15 protein-coding genes and 1 pseudogene are annotated in these 15,069 nt (G+C 51.3%); 6 read left to right on the top strand and 10 right to left on the bottom strand.

Going from position 1 to position 15,069, the window contains the following annotated elements:
• From HRU77_07980 to HRU77_07970, 3 genes are read right to left on the bottom strand one after another with little or no spacing between them, the layout of a single operon-like run.
• Positions 1–1,293 (bottom strand): hypothetical protein, encoded by a 1,293-nt coding sequence (locus HRU77_07980; protein QOJ20638.1) that lies wholly within the window; start codon positions 1,291–1,293, stop codon positions 1–3.
• Between the two features lie 46 nt (positions 1,294–1,339).
• On the bottom strand, positions 1,340–3,064 hold the full coding sequence (locus HRU77_07975) for a hypothetical protein (GenBank protein ID QOJ20637.1): 1,725 nt from the start codon (positions 3,062–3,064) through the stop codon (positions 1,340–1,342).
• Positions 3,045–3,908 carry a hypothetical protein gene (locus tag HRU77_07970; protein QOJ20636.1) on the bottom strand — a complete coding sequence of 288 codons (864 nt, stop codon included), beginning with the start codon at positions 3,906–3,908 and terminating at the stop codon, positions 3,045–3,047. The genes HRU77_07975 and HRU77_07970 overlap by 20 nt, the downstream gene beginning before the upstream one ends.
• Positions 3,909–4,119: 211 nt before the next feature.
• On the opposite strand from HRU77_07970, the gene HRU77_07965 reads away from it, so the two are divergent.
• Both HRU77_07965 and HRU77_07960 read left to right on the top strand, forming a co-directional pair.
• Positions 4,120–5,955 carry a copper oxidase gene (locus tag HRU77_07965; protein QOJ20635.1) on the top strand — a complete coding sequence of 612 codons (1,836 nt, stop codon included), beginning with the start codon at positions 4,120–4,122 and terminating at the stop codon, positions 5,953–5,955.
• 76 nt (positions 5,956–6,031) lie between these two features.
• On the top strand, positions 6,032–6,682 hold the full coding sequence (locus HRU77_07960) for a hypothetical protein (GenBank protein ID QOJ20634.1): 651 nt from the start codon (positions 6,032–6,034) through the stop codon (positions 6,680–6,682).
• 261 nt (positions 6,683–6,943) lie between these two features.
• Here HRU77_07960 and HRU77_07955 read toward each other — a convergent pair.
• A pseudogene (locus HRU77_07955) lies at positions 6,944–7,263 on the bottom strand (IS1595 family transposase).
• A 93-nt stretch (positions 7,264–7,356) separates the two neighbouring features.
• Complete coding sequence (locus HRU77_07950; GenBank protein QOJ20633.1) at positions 7,357–8,001, bottom strand: PEP-CTERM sorting domain-containing protein; 645 nt, start codon at positions 7,999–8,001, stop codon at positions 7,357–7,359.
• A 290-nt stretch (positions 8,002–8,291) separates the two neighbouring features.
• On the opposite strand from HRU77_07950, the gene cysK reads away from it, so the two are divergent.
• The 3 genes from cysK to HRU77_07935 are packed head-to-tail and all read left to right on the top strand — an operon-like array spanning position 8,292 to position 10,681.
• Positions 8,292–9,272 carry a cysteine synthase A gene (cysK, locus tag HRU77_07945; protein ID QOJ20632.1) on the top strand — a complete coding sequence of 327 codons (981 nt, stop codon included), beginning with the start codon at positions 8,292–8,294 and terminating at the stop codon, positions 9,270–9,272.
• 44 nt (positions 9,273–9,316) lie between these two features.
• The gene (locus HRU77_07940) at positions 9,317–10,219 is read left to right on the top strand and encodes a serine acetyltransferase (GenBank protein ID QOJ22104.1); all 903 of its coding nucleotides are present in this window, start codon (positions 9,317–9,319) and stop codon (positions 10,217–10,219) included.
• A 48-nt stretch (positions 10,220–10,267) separates the two neighbouring features.
• A complete protein-coding gene (locus HRU77_07935; protein ID QOJ20631.1) occupies positions 10,268–10,681 on the top strand; it encodes a heme-binding protein in 414 nt (137 codons plus the stop codon).
• A gap of 28 nt (positions 10,682–10,709) precedes the next feature.
• On the opposite strand, the gene HRU77_07930 is transcribed toward HRU77_07935, so the two are convergent.
• From HRU77_07930 to cysB, 5 genes are all read right to left on the bottom strand, one after another.
• Positions 10,710–11,204, bottom strand: a complete 495-nt coding sequence (locus HRU77_07930; protein ID QOJ20630.1) for a DUF2165 domain-containing protein — start codon at positions 11,202–11,204, stop codon at positions 10,710–10,712.
• A gap of 134 nt (positions 11,205–11,338) precedes the next feature.
• Positions 11,339–12,205: a Tim44 domain-containing protein gene (locus HRU77_07925; protein QOJ20629.1), complete on the bottom strand. Its 867-nt coding sequence runs from the start codon at positions 12,203–12,205 to the stop codon at positions 11,339–11,341.
• Positions 12,206–12,347: 142 nt separating this feature from the next.
• Complete coding sequence (locus HRU77_07920; GenBank protein QOJ20628.1) at positions 12,348–12,800, bottom strand: DUF3293 domain-containing protein; 453 nt, start codon at positions 12,798–12,800, stop codon at positions 12,348–12,350.
• Entirely contained in the window at positions 12,787–13,344 is a 558-nt protein-coding gene (locus tag HRU77_07915; protein ID QOJ20627.1) for a cytochrome c, read from the bottom strand. The genes HRU77_07920 and HRU77_07915 overlap by 14 nt, the downstream gene beginning before the upstream one ends.
• A gap of 86 nt (positions 13,345–13,430) precedes the next feature.
• Positions 13,431–14,381: an HTH-type transcriptional regulator CysB gene (gene cysB, locus HRU77_07910; GenBank protein ID QOJ20626.1), complete on the bottom strand. Its 951-nt coding sequence runs from the start codon at positions 14,379–14,381 to the stop codon at positions 13,431–13,433.
• 438 nt (positions 14,382–14,819) lie between these two features.
• Here cysB and HRU77_07905 point away from each other — a divergent pair, with 438 nt between their 5' ends.
• A complete protein-coding gene (locus HRU77_07905; GenBank protein QOJ20625.1) occupies positions 14,820–15,050 on the top strand; it encodes a hypothetical protein in 231 nt (76 codons plus the stop codon).
• The last annotated feature ends 19 nt before the right edge of the window (positions 15,051–15,069 follow it).

Raw genomic sequence — 15,069 nt, 5'->3', positions numbered from 1 at the left:
TTAAAAAACATACCGCAGGTTAATGCCGCCACCCCAATCCGGACTGCGTTCCGCGAAACCTTTCAGGCCGTAAATATTCAACCGGAAATGGTTGCTGACGCTTTGCGAAAGATACACGGTCAGGTCTCTGCTCTCTTGCAACCGTACGGGCGATTGTCCCATGTTGTAACTTGTTCCCAATGTGATCGTGTCGGATAACCGGTAACCGGCGCCGGCAGCACCGTAAAATACGTTATGAAACGTTATATTGGATGGGTTGCCGAGTATCCGGTAGCCGAAAGTGGCGCTGAGCGTGAACTTGGCGATCATTTTGTATAAATCCCCTTGAACGGCGTAATCGACTTGACCGGTGCCCAATCGCTGACTGCTGCTGGCGGTGGGGATTTTTAACCGGGCCGTGATATCAAACGCAATGCCGCTAGGTGCGTGATTGATGAGGTTGTAGCTGAATGCGGTGACGATATCACCCAATCCGGACCGGGTCGAGTTGAAGAAGGAAGGGCCTCCGATAGGAATGCCGCTTACCAGGCCAAGTGCGCTTACTTTGCCTTGTCTGGATTTTTCAGCAGCGTCATCCGCGCCATGACCGCCGCCGCTGCTGTCGCCATCATCACTACTACCATCTCCACTTCCTCCGCTGCCGGAACCGCCATCGCCGCTGCCACCCCCGCTTCCGCCATGATCGTCGCCGCTGCCACCTCCGGAACCGCCGTGATCGTCACCGCCACTGTCGTCGCTGCCACCCCCGGAACCGCCGTGATCGTCACCGCCGCCGTCGTCGCTGCCGCCACCGGAGCCGCCATGATCGTCACCTCCGCCACCTTCGCCTGTGCCGCTTCCATCGCCTCCACCGGAACCTGAACCACCCCCGGAACCGGAGCCGCCTCCCGTACCTGAGCCGCCGCTGTCATCGGCTGCGATAATGCCCGGGCAATTAATGTTCTGGTCATCGCAAATAACGATACCGCCACCGGTAGAACCTCCACTGATGCTAGCGCCACCGTCAAAAAGGGTACCACGGCTGTCAATGGCGCCGATGCCGGGCCCGAGCACGTTACTGGGGCCGGTTATATTGAGGTAGGGAATGGTTATCCGGAAAGACGCCCGGTTTTTGTCGTAGCGCGCTGTGAAGGGGACATACCATATGTCCGTCGAGGTTGTGCCGCCATATCGGCCCGAAGTGAAATCAGCCGCGGTGCTGAAACTAAATCCGTTCGCGGATACTGCCTGGCTGGCGCAAGCCAGCAACAGGAACAGTATTGAATTGACCCGCTTGATTGATACTGAATGCATGATAATTTACGCGCTGATATTGAACTGATTTGATTACAAGTGTGATCTATCGATCGAAGTGGCGGTCATGATGTCCGCCGTGATCGCGCCCACTGTCAGGAATATCGATATCCCTGACAGTGTCCCGGTGGTCGGTGATTCTTTCCGGAGAATGCAGCTCCACCGGTTTTTCCGGTTTGTCGATGATTGCGTGGTCGGGAAGATTCTGCTCGCGAGGGTGTTGCGGTGTTTCCGCGTGATGATCACGCCCAGAGGAAACCGGGTGATCCAATTTTTGTTCGCTACCGAACGGAGCCGGCGCATCCCCGGACAGTACGTTAATTTCTGCAGCATGATCCTTGCCGGAGTGACTGCCGGTGTCTTTTATTGAATCACCCGTCACACTGAGGTCGCGCCCGCTGCCGGAATTATGGTCGCTTTTATCGCTTTGCGGTGTTGCAGTTTCGGGTTTACTGCCGGATGAGCTGCCCGAATGACCACCGCTTCCCGAAATATGCCCCCGGTCTTTACCTGAGTTGCCGTCAATCAACTCGCCGGATGTGCCGGAGTCATGCCCGTTGCCATGATTCTTGCCGCTTTTGTCGCTTTGCATTGTTTTAGCTTCGGGCTCACTGCCTGAGTTAATTTTTTGCTCCCGGATATTGTGGTCACTTTGATCATTGCCACTTCTTTCCTGCATTTGGATTTGCACCGGCCATTCGTCTTTTACTTCGATTTGCTCAGAACTGATGCGCTGATCAGCACCGGGACGGCCGCTGATCTGAATGCGTTGATCCGTTCGGAGATCGTTTCTGGTGGCACCAGCTATGGCGGTATTTGAATCCAGCGTGACGATCCGGTTATTCACATTTAATTCCTTGTCGCTGAGCGCATGGATATAGCCCTCGATCACGACATGATCAACGTTACCGATACTGTGACGAGTCGGCTCGGTTTGAACGTGTTGCGCTTGCAAATGCACGCCATCCCAGTGGCCGGTAACCGATACTTCCATGCCTTGGGTCAGTCCCGCCGGTACTAATTTTCCTTCCGGCTGGATGCGTGCGCCATTGATTTCGAATCCTTGCGGGCTGATTTTGGTGATATGGCCATTGAGGCTGGCTTCCGCGCGCGGCGGAATGATATCGATACGCGATGCGGCAATTGCGCCACCGGCAAACCGGTGGCCGCTGATTTGCACCCAGTCGCCGGTTTTTATGCCAGAGAGGTTGCCATGTTCGAGGGATTTTCCGATGCGCACGGTTTGACCCAAGACCTGCATTTCTCCTTTTTCCTCATCGAGGTTGCTGACCGGCCCGACTGCGGCATGCACCACCGCGATACTGCGTGCCGCTAGTTCCCGGTCTGCTCCGGTTGCGTGCGCCGCAATTACTTGCCCAACCGCGAGTTCGCGTGGTGTAGTGGCTCGGCCATCCACTGAGATGGCGGTATGCTGGTTGTAGTGAATTTCAATGCCGTTGACGCAGATACTGGCAAATCCGGTAATGGTGCCTATGATGCCGGTGCCGCCAATGCCGCCATCGTCGGCGGTATTGCCAGTTCCGCCGATGCCGCCTTGCGGGTGGCCAGTGCCACCGGTTCCACCGATGCCGGATTGGGCGAGATTGGCGGGATTGATCGCCGAAGCATGGGTATCGCAGTTATTTTTTGCGAATGCGCTGACGGTATAAAGAAATGTTAAAGCGAGAATACCTAGTTTCCAGAGGCCGTTTTGACTTATTGTTTTTATTAAGTTTGTTATCATGCGATCTTCAGGTGTCTTTTTTCTCATCGCTTTTTTCCGGCTCCGCCGCTTCGCTGTAATAATAAATGCCGAAGGTCATGCGCTGCCGGGGTTCGTTCTTTTGCGCATCGCTTTTTTCCAATTCCATGGCGATTTTATTGACGGCGAGCAGTGATTCCATGCCCAGTTGTTCGGATTTTTCAGCCAGTATTTTGATTGAACCGGCGCTTAATCCATCGTAGTAAACGCTGCGCTCCAGAAAAGGTTGATTTTGACCGAGCAGATTGCTGGTTGCGGCAGCCGCATGATCGTGCACGTTATGACTGAAATAAAAAACTTTTTCATCAAAGCCGTGCGCCGGAATGAATGCCGCCGTGTTGAGGCACACGCGATTTTCTTCATCGAAATGAGCGATGCCGAGCCGGAGCCATTCATCCAGCACAACGCGTGAGCGGATATCGCAGCTGACGCCGGCAACCAATCCTTCAAAAGAAATATCGCCGCCTTCTTTGGAAAACCGGGGCAATCGCTTGGGTTGATTGTTTTCATCCAGGTAACGGGGATCCGTGGTCCAGAGATTGACCAGTCGCACACCGAGCGATACCGCTTGCGGGATAGTTTCCGTATCCGTGCGGCAGTCATGGCGCAAGCGCTTGATGTCCTTGCGGTGTATGCCGGTGAGCAAGCTTAGGTGACTGTCGCTGGAGGATTTTCCTTCGATCTTGAAGTCGTTTTCCGCGACCTCGACGAATAAATCCTTCAGCATCTCGGCCAAGAACGGATAGGTAATTCCTTTGGCCAGCATCAACTTGATGAATGGGCGCAATACCCGGCGCAATGCGGTGATCAGCACCGGTGAGGAAGTGGAATTGGTTGAATGGACGCCATGCATGTGATTGTTTGTTGATCAATGAATGCCGATGCAATTGATTATGAGGAATTTTAACACATTGTGGGAAAATATCACACAGATTTGTTGACATGGGAATTTTTCCCACGTATAGTGTTTCTCGCGCGGGAAAATATCACACAAAGATTGCTTTCGAATGTAACGGATTTAATTGAGAGCGACTGTTTCAGAAAATCTAAAAGAGAGGCTTTATATGTTTGAGAAATCAATCGTCAGAAAAATAACAGGCGTCATCGCTTATTGCGCTGCCGTTTCGGCTTTGCCGGTAAACATGGTTTTTGCTGCCGGCAGTCAGGTCAATTTTGCGCTGACCGATATTCCAGGACGCTGGTTTGACACCGGATCGGCGATTGCGGGTAATCGCTCGATCGCCATCGCGGCGCCGGGTGTGCAAGTCAATTTTTCCGGTAATTCCAATACCGTGCATACCAGAACCAGCTTGATTTACCCAACTGGTGCAACCGGCATGCCGTTCAATACCGAGCCGAAGAAAGGCGGGGATAGCCTGACGCTGACCACGCCGGGATTGTATGTGTTCACATGCAGCATTCACCCGTACATGTTCGGCGCCGTGATTGTCGATGATCCAGCTACCGGCGGTCTCGATCTCGGATCTTCGCTCAGTTTGATCAACGGCATCACCGTTCCCAGCAGCAGCGATCTGGCGACGCGTTTGTTACGCACTTTTTTCATCGCGACCAATCCCGCCAACTGGCAGGATTATGCGAAAAATGCCCCGTGGCATATCACCTATCCGAACGTCGACGTGCGCGTGGATATCGGCGCCGTCAATTTGCCGGCCGTGCTGAATGCGCGCTACGGCAACGATATTCCGTTATCCGCATTGCAAAATCCGGCTACACCCGCGGTCGGTGAAATTTGGGCAGCCACGCAGTTTGAAATGACCGCGGGAAAAGAGAAACCGGGCACAGTATCTGCGGTCGACGGCAACACCTGGCGAGTCACGCGCAAGGTGGCGCTGCCTGCGATCAAAATGAACAATCCGCATAATATGTGGACGGATAGAAATCAGAATGTTATTTATGTGACACAATGGTTCGATAAAAAACTGACGGTCTATGATCGCAAAACCGGCGCGCTGATCCGTAACGTATCGGTCGGTGAAGCGCCCGCACATGTGATGACGCTGACTGACAACGATCGGATTCATATCACCAATAACGGCGATACGCGCACCGATTCCGTGATGGAGCTGAGTCCATTGGCCACCCAAGTGCTGCGCCGGGTGGATATCGGCCGCGGTAACGCGCATGCGCATTGGATGAGCCATGACGGCAAGACCATGGTGACGCCGAATGTGCTGAGCGGCGATACCACGCAATACAATTTCAGAACCAATACCATCGATGCGATTTTGCCGGTCAGCGGGCATTTCAGTCATCCGCTGGCCACCGGTATGATGCCGGATGCCAGTAAATATTACGTCGCCAATCTGCTGGACAGCACCATCACGGCGGTCGATATGGCGACGCATACCGTTATCAAGCACATCAACCTGATCGAACATTACAATCCTGTATCCGGCGCGATTTCCGGGCCTGTCGGCGCACTGCCGGTGCAAACCCCGGTTTCGCCGGACGGGAAAAACATGGTAACGGCGAATACCCTGACCGGTACCATCACCATCGTCGATACGCGCCCCGATTTGGCTACAACCGATGAAGTGGTCGCCATGCTGCCGTGCGATCCGGGTTGTCATGGCGTGCAATACGGCGCCAAGAAAGGCGGCGGTTATTATGCGTACGTGACCAGTAAATTTTCCAACCGGATGCTGGTCATCGATCCCGATCCCAATGGCGACGGCGACCCATCCGACGCGAAAATAGCCGGAAAAGTCGGACTCTTCGCTGCGAGCGCCACCGCGATGGACGACAGAATTGCGGCAAATCCGGGCATGGGCGGGCAAGGCATACTGCCTATTCCGCTGGTTTATAACGGCTGGGTGCAGAATCTGCCCACTGTATGGCGTAATCAACTAACCCCGGCACAGCAGGATCCCATTAAATAGCGGATTGGAAATGTTTTCCCGAAATATTTTAATTATTTAAATGTTGCACAGTACTTTTACTAACGAGGAGAAAAAAATGAGTTCAGGACATGACGATTCACATGATGATTCATCAACGCACGAGCGCAAAGCTTTTAAGTTCACAATCACGGGCGGCAAGGTAACGGCCGTATTTGAAATGGACGATGGCGTGCTGAAGCCGAAATCGATCGATGACGACGGCAGCGAAACCTACGCGGTGGATGGAACTCAAGTCGTGCGTACCGAGATCAAGCCCTTCGGCACGGAAATAACTCGCTATGCCGATGCGGACGGCGACGGCCTTTATTTGCGAGTGTCCGAGCAGTGGGTGAGTGCAACGGGGAGTCCGGATGACTGGAATCATTTCAGGTTCGAAGGCGCTCTTTCCTTTTCGCCGTCGGATGGTGACGATCATATTGCCGTCCGTGGCGGTGAAGATTGTTCCGGCGGACGTGGCGCCGATGATTTTGTCATCCGCGAAGCGGCGCATTTGCGCATTAGGGATTTCAACTCGTCAGAACATGATTCGCTGAAGTTCGATACCGGCTTGGGCTTAACCTCTGTGGATCATCTGAAGAGTTTTGTCACCGATGCGCATTACGAGGGCGCGGATCTCATCGTAAACTTTGGCTCCGATGTATCAATCACGCTGATAGGCGTACCGCCCGGCCAAATCAGCTGGGATGATGTCAGTGTGCTGAGCTAGCGCCAGCTCTTAATCCCCCCTTTCGTTTTATCGATTTTAGCTGTCAATCAAGCTTTCCAGAACCGGCGATAGCGTCGTTTTGGGAAGCTCGGGGGGATTATTTTCTAAAAATTTGCCGGTCTGTTCTTTTTAGAGTTCATCGATCAAGGAATTTAACATGAATACTTTACTCATTGGGGCTGTAGTAGATCAGGTTAAATCTGAGTCCAAAGTTTAAGTGTTTTTAGTTGTTGTTTAGGTGTTCCATAGTTGAATCTGAATATCCCCAACAACCTTCGTACAGACCTTACCGCCACGTTTCAATATGCCAAATACAGCAACCTTACCTGCAGCGCCTCGACCTCGCTTTCTCTTATGGATACTGCCAAAGTAGCTTTCATCTAACTCACCATGCCAGCAAAAATTTCGTGAGATTCCTGCTCCAAATGGTGAACAATCACTTCCCGTATTTTGCGATAAAACAGCATTGCACTATCGGGTTGTATCTCCAGTGTATCGGCTGCCGATCTTGCTGTAACCTCCAACACAAAATGTTCCGGCAGCTTTGATTGTGTTTTCTTTAATAATCTACAATGACTTATCTTCTCTCAATTAGCTTAGCATCTAAGCAAATCTACTACGACCCCATTTTTTAGTGTTATGCAAGTATGCTGCGAATGAGCATGCGTGCCTGTTTAGCTTGAGGCTAATTTATTTCTCTTCCGGTAAATGTGATAGCCCGGCAAAGCAAGCATACCAATACTCAATAGCATCAACATGGATGGCTCTGGAACCGGGGAAGCAGGAGATGAGAAGTTTCCTGTGCCATCTGTTTGAAGCCACCAAGTTCCAGTAAGTATTGAACCAAAAAATATAAGACCATCAGAAAAATAATTGTTATTGGGTACAAGGCTATCAATTCGAAGTACGGCATAATTTTCTGTAGAAATGCTTTTCATCACAATAAAATCACCACTTTTATTGGGACCTATATAGTTATCAGTGAAGTTAAAAATTGAGGCGTCTGTAATTTGAGAAATGTTCGATACTCCGGTAGCAAAAGCGACATCCGCGGAGTAATCACTAGGTACAAAAAAAAGACTCATGAGACTTTTACTGCTATAGAAGTAAGCCAAAGGATTCTCAACAGAAGGAGTTGAAACCCATGGAATAATCATATGATTATTTCCGTAATATATTAATATACCTCCTGGAGCACGAGCTTCGACATCATGATATGTTTTAATTGTGCCAGTAATAACCGCTGCTTGCGCTGATGAGATCAATAGCATTATTGCTAAAACAATCGTTGGTATATGAAATAATTTGCGGTTTTTCATTTTGATTCCTTACAATAACAATTAAGAAAAATGCATTGTATGGATAGGCTTTTACTTTTACAAAAATTTCACTGATTTTTTTGCCGTAGTGCAATTTCATAGTTTTTGTTATTTTTCCGCAAACAATCCAGTAATAATTCAATGACACTCTAGTTACTGTGTAACAGCACAGACTGGTGCAGGTTGTGCTTTCCGCCACGGAATGAATGCGCTATAGTGAAATTGTTGCGCTGGAGTAGTCTGGTTATGATGCGCGCGCAGTAGCGATCACATACAAAAAAGGGAAATTCATGGCAAATTGGTTTGAAGATAACTCACTATCGATTGGGCGTACCCCGCTGGTGCGTCTCAACCGGGTGACGGATGGCGCGGCGGCGCTGGTATTGGGAAAAATTGAAGGGCGCAATCCGGCGTATTCGGTCAAATGCCGTATTGGTGCGGCAATGATCGACGATGCCGCGCGCAAGGGCTTGCTCGGACCAGGAAAAGAAATTGTCGAGCCGACCAGCGGCAATACCGGGATCGCATTGGCATTTGTGGCAGCGGCACGGGGTATTCCGCTGACCTTGACGATGCCGGAAACGATGAGCGTGGAGCGGCGCAAGTTGCTGGTAGCGCTCGGTGCCAGATTGGTACTGACCGAAGGCGCGCGTGGCATGAATGGAGCTTTGGCGAAAGCGGAAGAAATCGTCGCTTCCGATCCGGGGCGCTATGTGTTGTTGCAGCAGTTCAAGAACCCAGCCAATCCCGCGATTCATGAAAAAACCACTGGTCCGGAAATCTGGAACGATACCGATGGCGCGGTCGATATTTTTGTCGCCGGCGTGGGAACGGGCGGCACGATTACCGGTGTTTCGCGTTATATCAAGCACACCAAAGGCAAGGCGATCACTTCCGTGGCGGTTGAGCCGTCGGCGAGTCCGGTGTTGTCGCAAAAGCGCGCGGGCGTGTCGCTGGCGCCCGGGCCGCATAAAATTCAGGGCATCGGCGCCGGTTTTGTACCGGATAATCTGGATCTGTCGCTGGTCGATGAAATCGAACAAGTCAGCAATGAAGAAGCGATACTGTATGCGCGCCGGCTGGCACGCGAAGAAGGCATTCTGGCCGGTATTTCCTGCGGTGCCGCAGTGGCGGCGGCGATGCGTTACGCCAAGCGGCCTGAGAATGCGGGGAAAACCATCGTGGTGATATTGCCGGATTCCGCCGAACGGTATTTGAGCAGTATTTTGTTTGAAGGCATGTTTGATCAGCAAGGTTTGGCGACAGAGTGAACACGAGCAAGAAAGTAAGAGATCTCCTGGTGCGCGGCACGCATTTGGATGTGGATAGCATTGTGGCCGAGCTGCGTGCGCAGCGGCTGGCGTCACTGGAAAGCCGTAACCGTCATGACCGTCCGCCCAGATTGCCGTCGCGCAGGATACTGGTGAGCGTTGCCGAGGGCCTGAGCGCGGCGATGTTTCCGAACCGCTTGGGTTCAGCGGAATTGGCGGACGAAGGGGTCGATCATTATGTCGGCCATATCTTGAATATGACCTTGCGCGAGCTGATGGTGCAAATTCAGCATGAATTGCACTATAACTCAGGTCTGGAGGCGCTCAGCGACGAAGATCGCGCGCAGTCGATCGCCATTACACAGTCATTTGCCAAATACTTACCGGAAATCCGGCGCTTGCTGGAGAGCGACATCAAAGCGGCGTATGAAGGCGATCCGGCGGCGCGCAATGTCGACGAGGTGCTGGTGTGTTACCCCGGCATCATGGCGATCATGCATTACCGGCTGGCGCATGTGCTGCACGGCTTGGGTGTGCCGCTGATCGCGCGCATGATTTCCGAAATCGCACATTCGGTAACGGGTATCGAAATTCATCCCGGGGCACAGATCGGCGGCAGTTTTTTTATCGATCATGGCACCGGCGTGGTGATCGGGGAAACCGCCATCATCGGGCAGAATGTCCGCTTGTATCAGGCAGTGACACTGGGGGCGAAACGTTTCCCGGTGGACGAGAACGGCGCCTTGGTGAAAGGCAATTTGCGCCACCCGATTGTCGAAGACGATGTGGTGATTTACGCCGGCGCTACGATCCTAGGGCGCATCACCATCGGGCGCGGATCGACGATCGGCGGCAATGTTTGGCTGACGCGCAGCGTGCCACCCGGCAGTAATATTTCGCAGGCGCAAATGCGCCAGGAAGTATTCGAACATGGTGCCGGGATTTGATGGCAACCGTTTCTGACTGGATACCCTATTTTCTGCGGAGAAATGACGATGACGACGAACAAATTACTGCTGACGCTCGATGATGCCAAGAAAATAGCCGCCGGCGCAGAGGCGGAAGCAAAACGGAATCAATGGCCGGTGGTCATCGCGATTGTCGATGACGGCGGCCATTTGCTTTATCTGCAGCGTCTGGATGAGGCGCAGTACGGCAGTGTCCAAGTAGCCATCGAGAAAGCGCGCGCCGCGATCGCCTTCCGCCGTCCGACCAAAATTTGGGAGAACAATATTGCCGAAGGCCGCCTGCACTATTTGGGCCTACCCGGTGCGTTGCCGGTCGAAGGCGGATTGCCGGTTGTGAGCGACCAACAATTCGTCGGCGCAATCGGTGTCAGCGGCGTGCGGTCTTTTCAGGACGCGCAGATTGCTCAAGCCGGGATCAATGCGTGGTTGTCCGGCGCTTGAGTCATTGTTCGCAAGAAAAACACCATCTTCAATTATTCTTCTCTTCGTCTGCTTGAACCAAGTGGATGAGAATTACCGCGATAATCATCACTAAACGGAATGCAGCTTGCTGCCCGTTGGCAACTTCCGATTGCCACATCGAAAACCATTCGCCGCCGATCGTCATGAATCCGGTGAACCATAATAAAAAGCCCAGTGTTAATCCGAGGATTGCTAGATCTTTTGCTCGATTGAAAGCGGCGGGGTCTTTGATATTTTTGTATAGACGAAAACCGCCCCACCAGCACAGTGCTGCGATGACAATTTCAGTGCCGATGATGAAGCCGTAAACTACATGATGAACAAACGGAGAATGAATGGCTCGCCATAATCCCCGGTTGCCGGGAAACGTGGTATCCATCATCAGCACATGCGCTACAAGCGTGAAATTGGAGTTGTAATCGGTGAGATTGCCGAAGGCCACTAGCGAAGCGTACAGTGCGAAAGCCAAGACCATGACAAGTTTTGATAATCTCGTGTGCATGGTGCCGATTAAAGTACGCCAGATATCAAGCGGAATTTACAAAAATGAATTCTATGGATAGTTTCCGGCCGGATCACAACGCTGGAAACGGGCGATCTGGCCGGATTTTGATTCTATGTTGCGTGCTGCAAAATTTATGAAACTTGCTGAATTCCAGCCAATAGCCAAGTGGCATTGGAATCTTTCAGATCTTTCTGTACATGCCAGATTTCATCAAAGGCTTCCGCTTCGCCATTCGGCAGTTCACGTAACTGGCCGGTGAAGCGTACGCTGGCGATAGCCATATCCGCGCTTGTTTCAACTTCCAGCAAATGGGCGTCTATGAACATGACTTCGGATTTTTGCTGCGCATCGCCTCTTTCTTGAATTTGTTGACTGATTTCCGCCAGCATTTCCGGTGTCGTGAAATCGCGGATTTCGTTGATATCGCCGCGGTCATGCGCAGCTTGCAAGCGGATAAACGAAGCTTTGGCGTTGCGGATAAAAGGCTCTACTTGGAAGTCCGCGGGGATGGCCGGTTGACGCTGCGTTGTTTCTGCTTCACCGGTGGCTGTTTCTGCAGTTGAGCTAAACGGTGGTGGAGTAAAGCGGTCTTGCGTGCCGGTGTTCATTCCGGAATATTGCATCGGAGCCGCGTGCTCTGCACTTTTGGGTTTGCGCAGCATGCGGATGATAAAGAAAACAACGCCGATCAGCAGCGCCAGAACCACAAAATCCATCATGTTAATGTTTTCAAACGCGCCGCCCATGAAGAGCGCAGCCAGCAAGCCGCCAGCCGCGAGACCGGCCAGCGCACCGCCCCACTTGCTGCCGCCCGCAGCCGCTGCTGCCGGTGCCGCCGGTGTGGAGGATGGTTTGTTGGGTGCTGCCTGCTGCTGATTGACTGATTGGCGTTGCGTGCCTACATTTTTGCCGCCACCCATACGTTTTGCTTCCGCATCAAAGGCGAGCAATCCGAAACTGAGAAAAGCCAAAGTCAGAAAGGTGAGTGTTTTCTTCATCGTTTTGTCTCCCAAACTGTTATTAAAAAAATGAGTATAGCATCGGGTTTGCATTATCAGCTACCCGGAATTTTTCGACCTTAAATGTTTTGAAAAATTTCAAAAGGCTTCTTGTTGCAACACCCCAAGCAATTTTTGCGATTCAATATAGCAAGACCAGACGAGGAATTGCGTCGCGGCCAATCCAGACGATCGCATTTTGGCGAAATTGCTGACCCAGTGATTTCGCGGTGTTTATATCGATTCCGGGAATAAAAAAACTTTTTTCCGTGGGCCATACGCCAGCCGGGTCGATATTCAAACCTTCAATGACCGGATAAGTATGGCGCATCAGGAATTTTCCAAGCGATGCATGTGCCGCTGAATTCTCCTCGTCGCTTAGTAACTCACTGTATGGATTATAGGCGCTGATGATTGCAGCGCATGATGGATGGGATGCAGCCAGAAGCTGCGCCAGCGGCGCCGAGTATTGATCGATTCGCAGCGTTATGGATTCAGCCGGGGTGCCGATCCGGTAATGCGCATCGGTGTAGTGTGCGATAAGTTGGGCGGAGATCGTTGGGGAAATCGAGTTTTCCCGATTAATGTTCGCCATGCTCGTGGTCGTGTGTATGAGCGTGGTCCTTGGCCGATTCGATGAGTTCCCGGTATTGCTCGGGTGTCATATGGCCCATTTCGAGGATGAAGGCGGCCATCGCCCAGATCGAATCGTCATCGTGACTGAGTCCCCAAGCTGGCATGGCAGTCATCTTTAAGCCGTTTTTTATTACCCAGAAGTATTGCCTGGCACGAGCTTGTTTTTCGGCTGGATCGATGACCGGCTGACGCTGATGAAATACCGGCGGCTGGGGATACAAACCGGCTGAGAGTTCGGTAGGTTTCAAGCCGGGTGCAAGATGACAGATCGGACACATGGCGTCGTAGTGAACAGCACCCTTTATTAACCGCTCTTCGCCATCCAAAGCAGGCACTTCCAGATTCCTGGCGCGCGCCTCGATGGAACTTTCACGCACCCACTCGATGATCTTTTCCGTGACGGCCCAATGCTTTTCGGTGGCCGCCATATTATAAGCGCCGGAACCGAGCGCAATGATGATCAGAACGAGTAATACCGAAAACAAACTCAGGATCGTTTTCATGACTTGACCTCATTGAGTGATTGAGCACTTGTTTGTTAGGCCGAACACAGCTGCACCGACCATCGTACTTTCAATTCCGGCGAGAATCAACTTGCATGCTCAAGATCGCCAGATTTGCCGCTTTCCAGTTTGGCTTGAATACTGGCATGATCGAGATGTGGCGCGAACATCTCAATAAAATCGAAAATATAGCTGCGTATGTAGCTGTTGCGGCTGATACCGATGCGTGTCGTGCTGGCTTCAAACAGATGGCTGGCGTCGATCGATCTCAAATTCTTGTCGCGTTTGGCATCAAAAGCCATGTTGGCCAGTATGCCGACACCCAGCCCCAATTCCACGTAGGTTTTGATCACATCAGAGTCGATTGCGGTTAATACTACATTAGGTTCCAAGCCACGGCTTGCGAATGCCTGATTGATTTTTGTACGGCCGGTGAAAGCGAAGTCGTAAGTGATGATGGGGTACTGATTAATCGCTTCCAGGGTGAGTTTTTTTAATTTCAACAGCGGGTGCTTAGGTGGAACGATGATGCACCGGTTCCATTGATAGCATGGCAACATGACAAGCTCCGGGTATTGTTCCAGCGCTTCGGTGGCGATACCGATATCCGCTTCTCCGGAAGAAACCAAAGTCGCAATCTGTGTAGGATTGCCTTGCCGCAAAATGAGTTTGACTTTCGGGTAGCGTGCGGTAAAGCGTTTGATTACCGGGGGTAATGAATAGCGTGCCTGGGTGTGAGTGGTTGCGATGGTTAACGTGCCGCTGGCTTCGTTGGTGAATTCCTGGGCGATTTTTTTGAGATTATCGGCATCGCGCAGCATCCTGACGGCGGTTTGTATGATCAATTGCCCGGGGGGGGTTATTTTCACAATCCGTTTGCCATTGCGCAGAAAGATATCGACACCGAGTTCTTGTTCGAGCAATTGGATTTGCTTGCTGATGGCAGGTTGAGAGGTGTGCAGATTCTTGGCTGCCTTGGATAAATTCATGTCCTGATTGGCGGTTTCGCATAAATAGCGAAGTTGCTGGAGTTTCATGGGTTATGCCTGCTAATAAAAAATGATTATATCTATCTAATATAATATTATTTTGATTTATAAATGGGTATTGTTATTATGCCGGGCAGTTAAAAAGGAAAAGTGCAGTTGTAAGATTTATTCTGTCAGGTTCTCTGATCAGTTTCATTTATCATACGCAGCAGGATTGATTGCCGCAGTAAGTTACAGGCGATTGCACCTGGGTTTTTTGATAAAATAACAAATTACACTACGCTTCAATAGTGATTATGTATTCAAAGGCGGTGAGATGCCGGTGACGACTGGTCAATATGATGGCAATGTGTTCAAAAAATTTTAATAAAAGCAGAGAAGCTGTTCGGTTCGCCAGATAAAGTCTGAGCGGCTGGGGTGGCGGATTACCGGATCATTGGCGGGTTCCGGCGATTTCCCATTAATGAAACAAGGACTGATTAATTAATGAGTACAAATATTGAGAATAAGCCAAAACAAGTGACCTGGTTTAATGGTTGCGGCGGACGGATTGGTATCGTGATCGGGGAAAGCGGCGAACATGCTTATATCGGCATGGCGCTAAGGCACGACGAAGATGATGATGTCGACCATATCATGAAGTATGGCGCTAAATTTCCATTGGATGCGGCATTATCGTTGCCGGTGTCGAAACGTTATACGCAGACGGAGTCTTAAAGATAGGAACCTTTGGGTA

Source organism: Gammaproteobacteria bacterium (assembly GCA_015709615.1).
In the GTDB taxonomy this organism is placed as follows: domain Bacteria; phylum Pseudomonadota; class Gammaproteobacteria; order Burkholderiales; family Nitrosomonadaceae; genus Nitrosomonas.
This window is presented reverse-complemented; position numbering and strand designations above follow the sequence as displayed.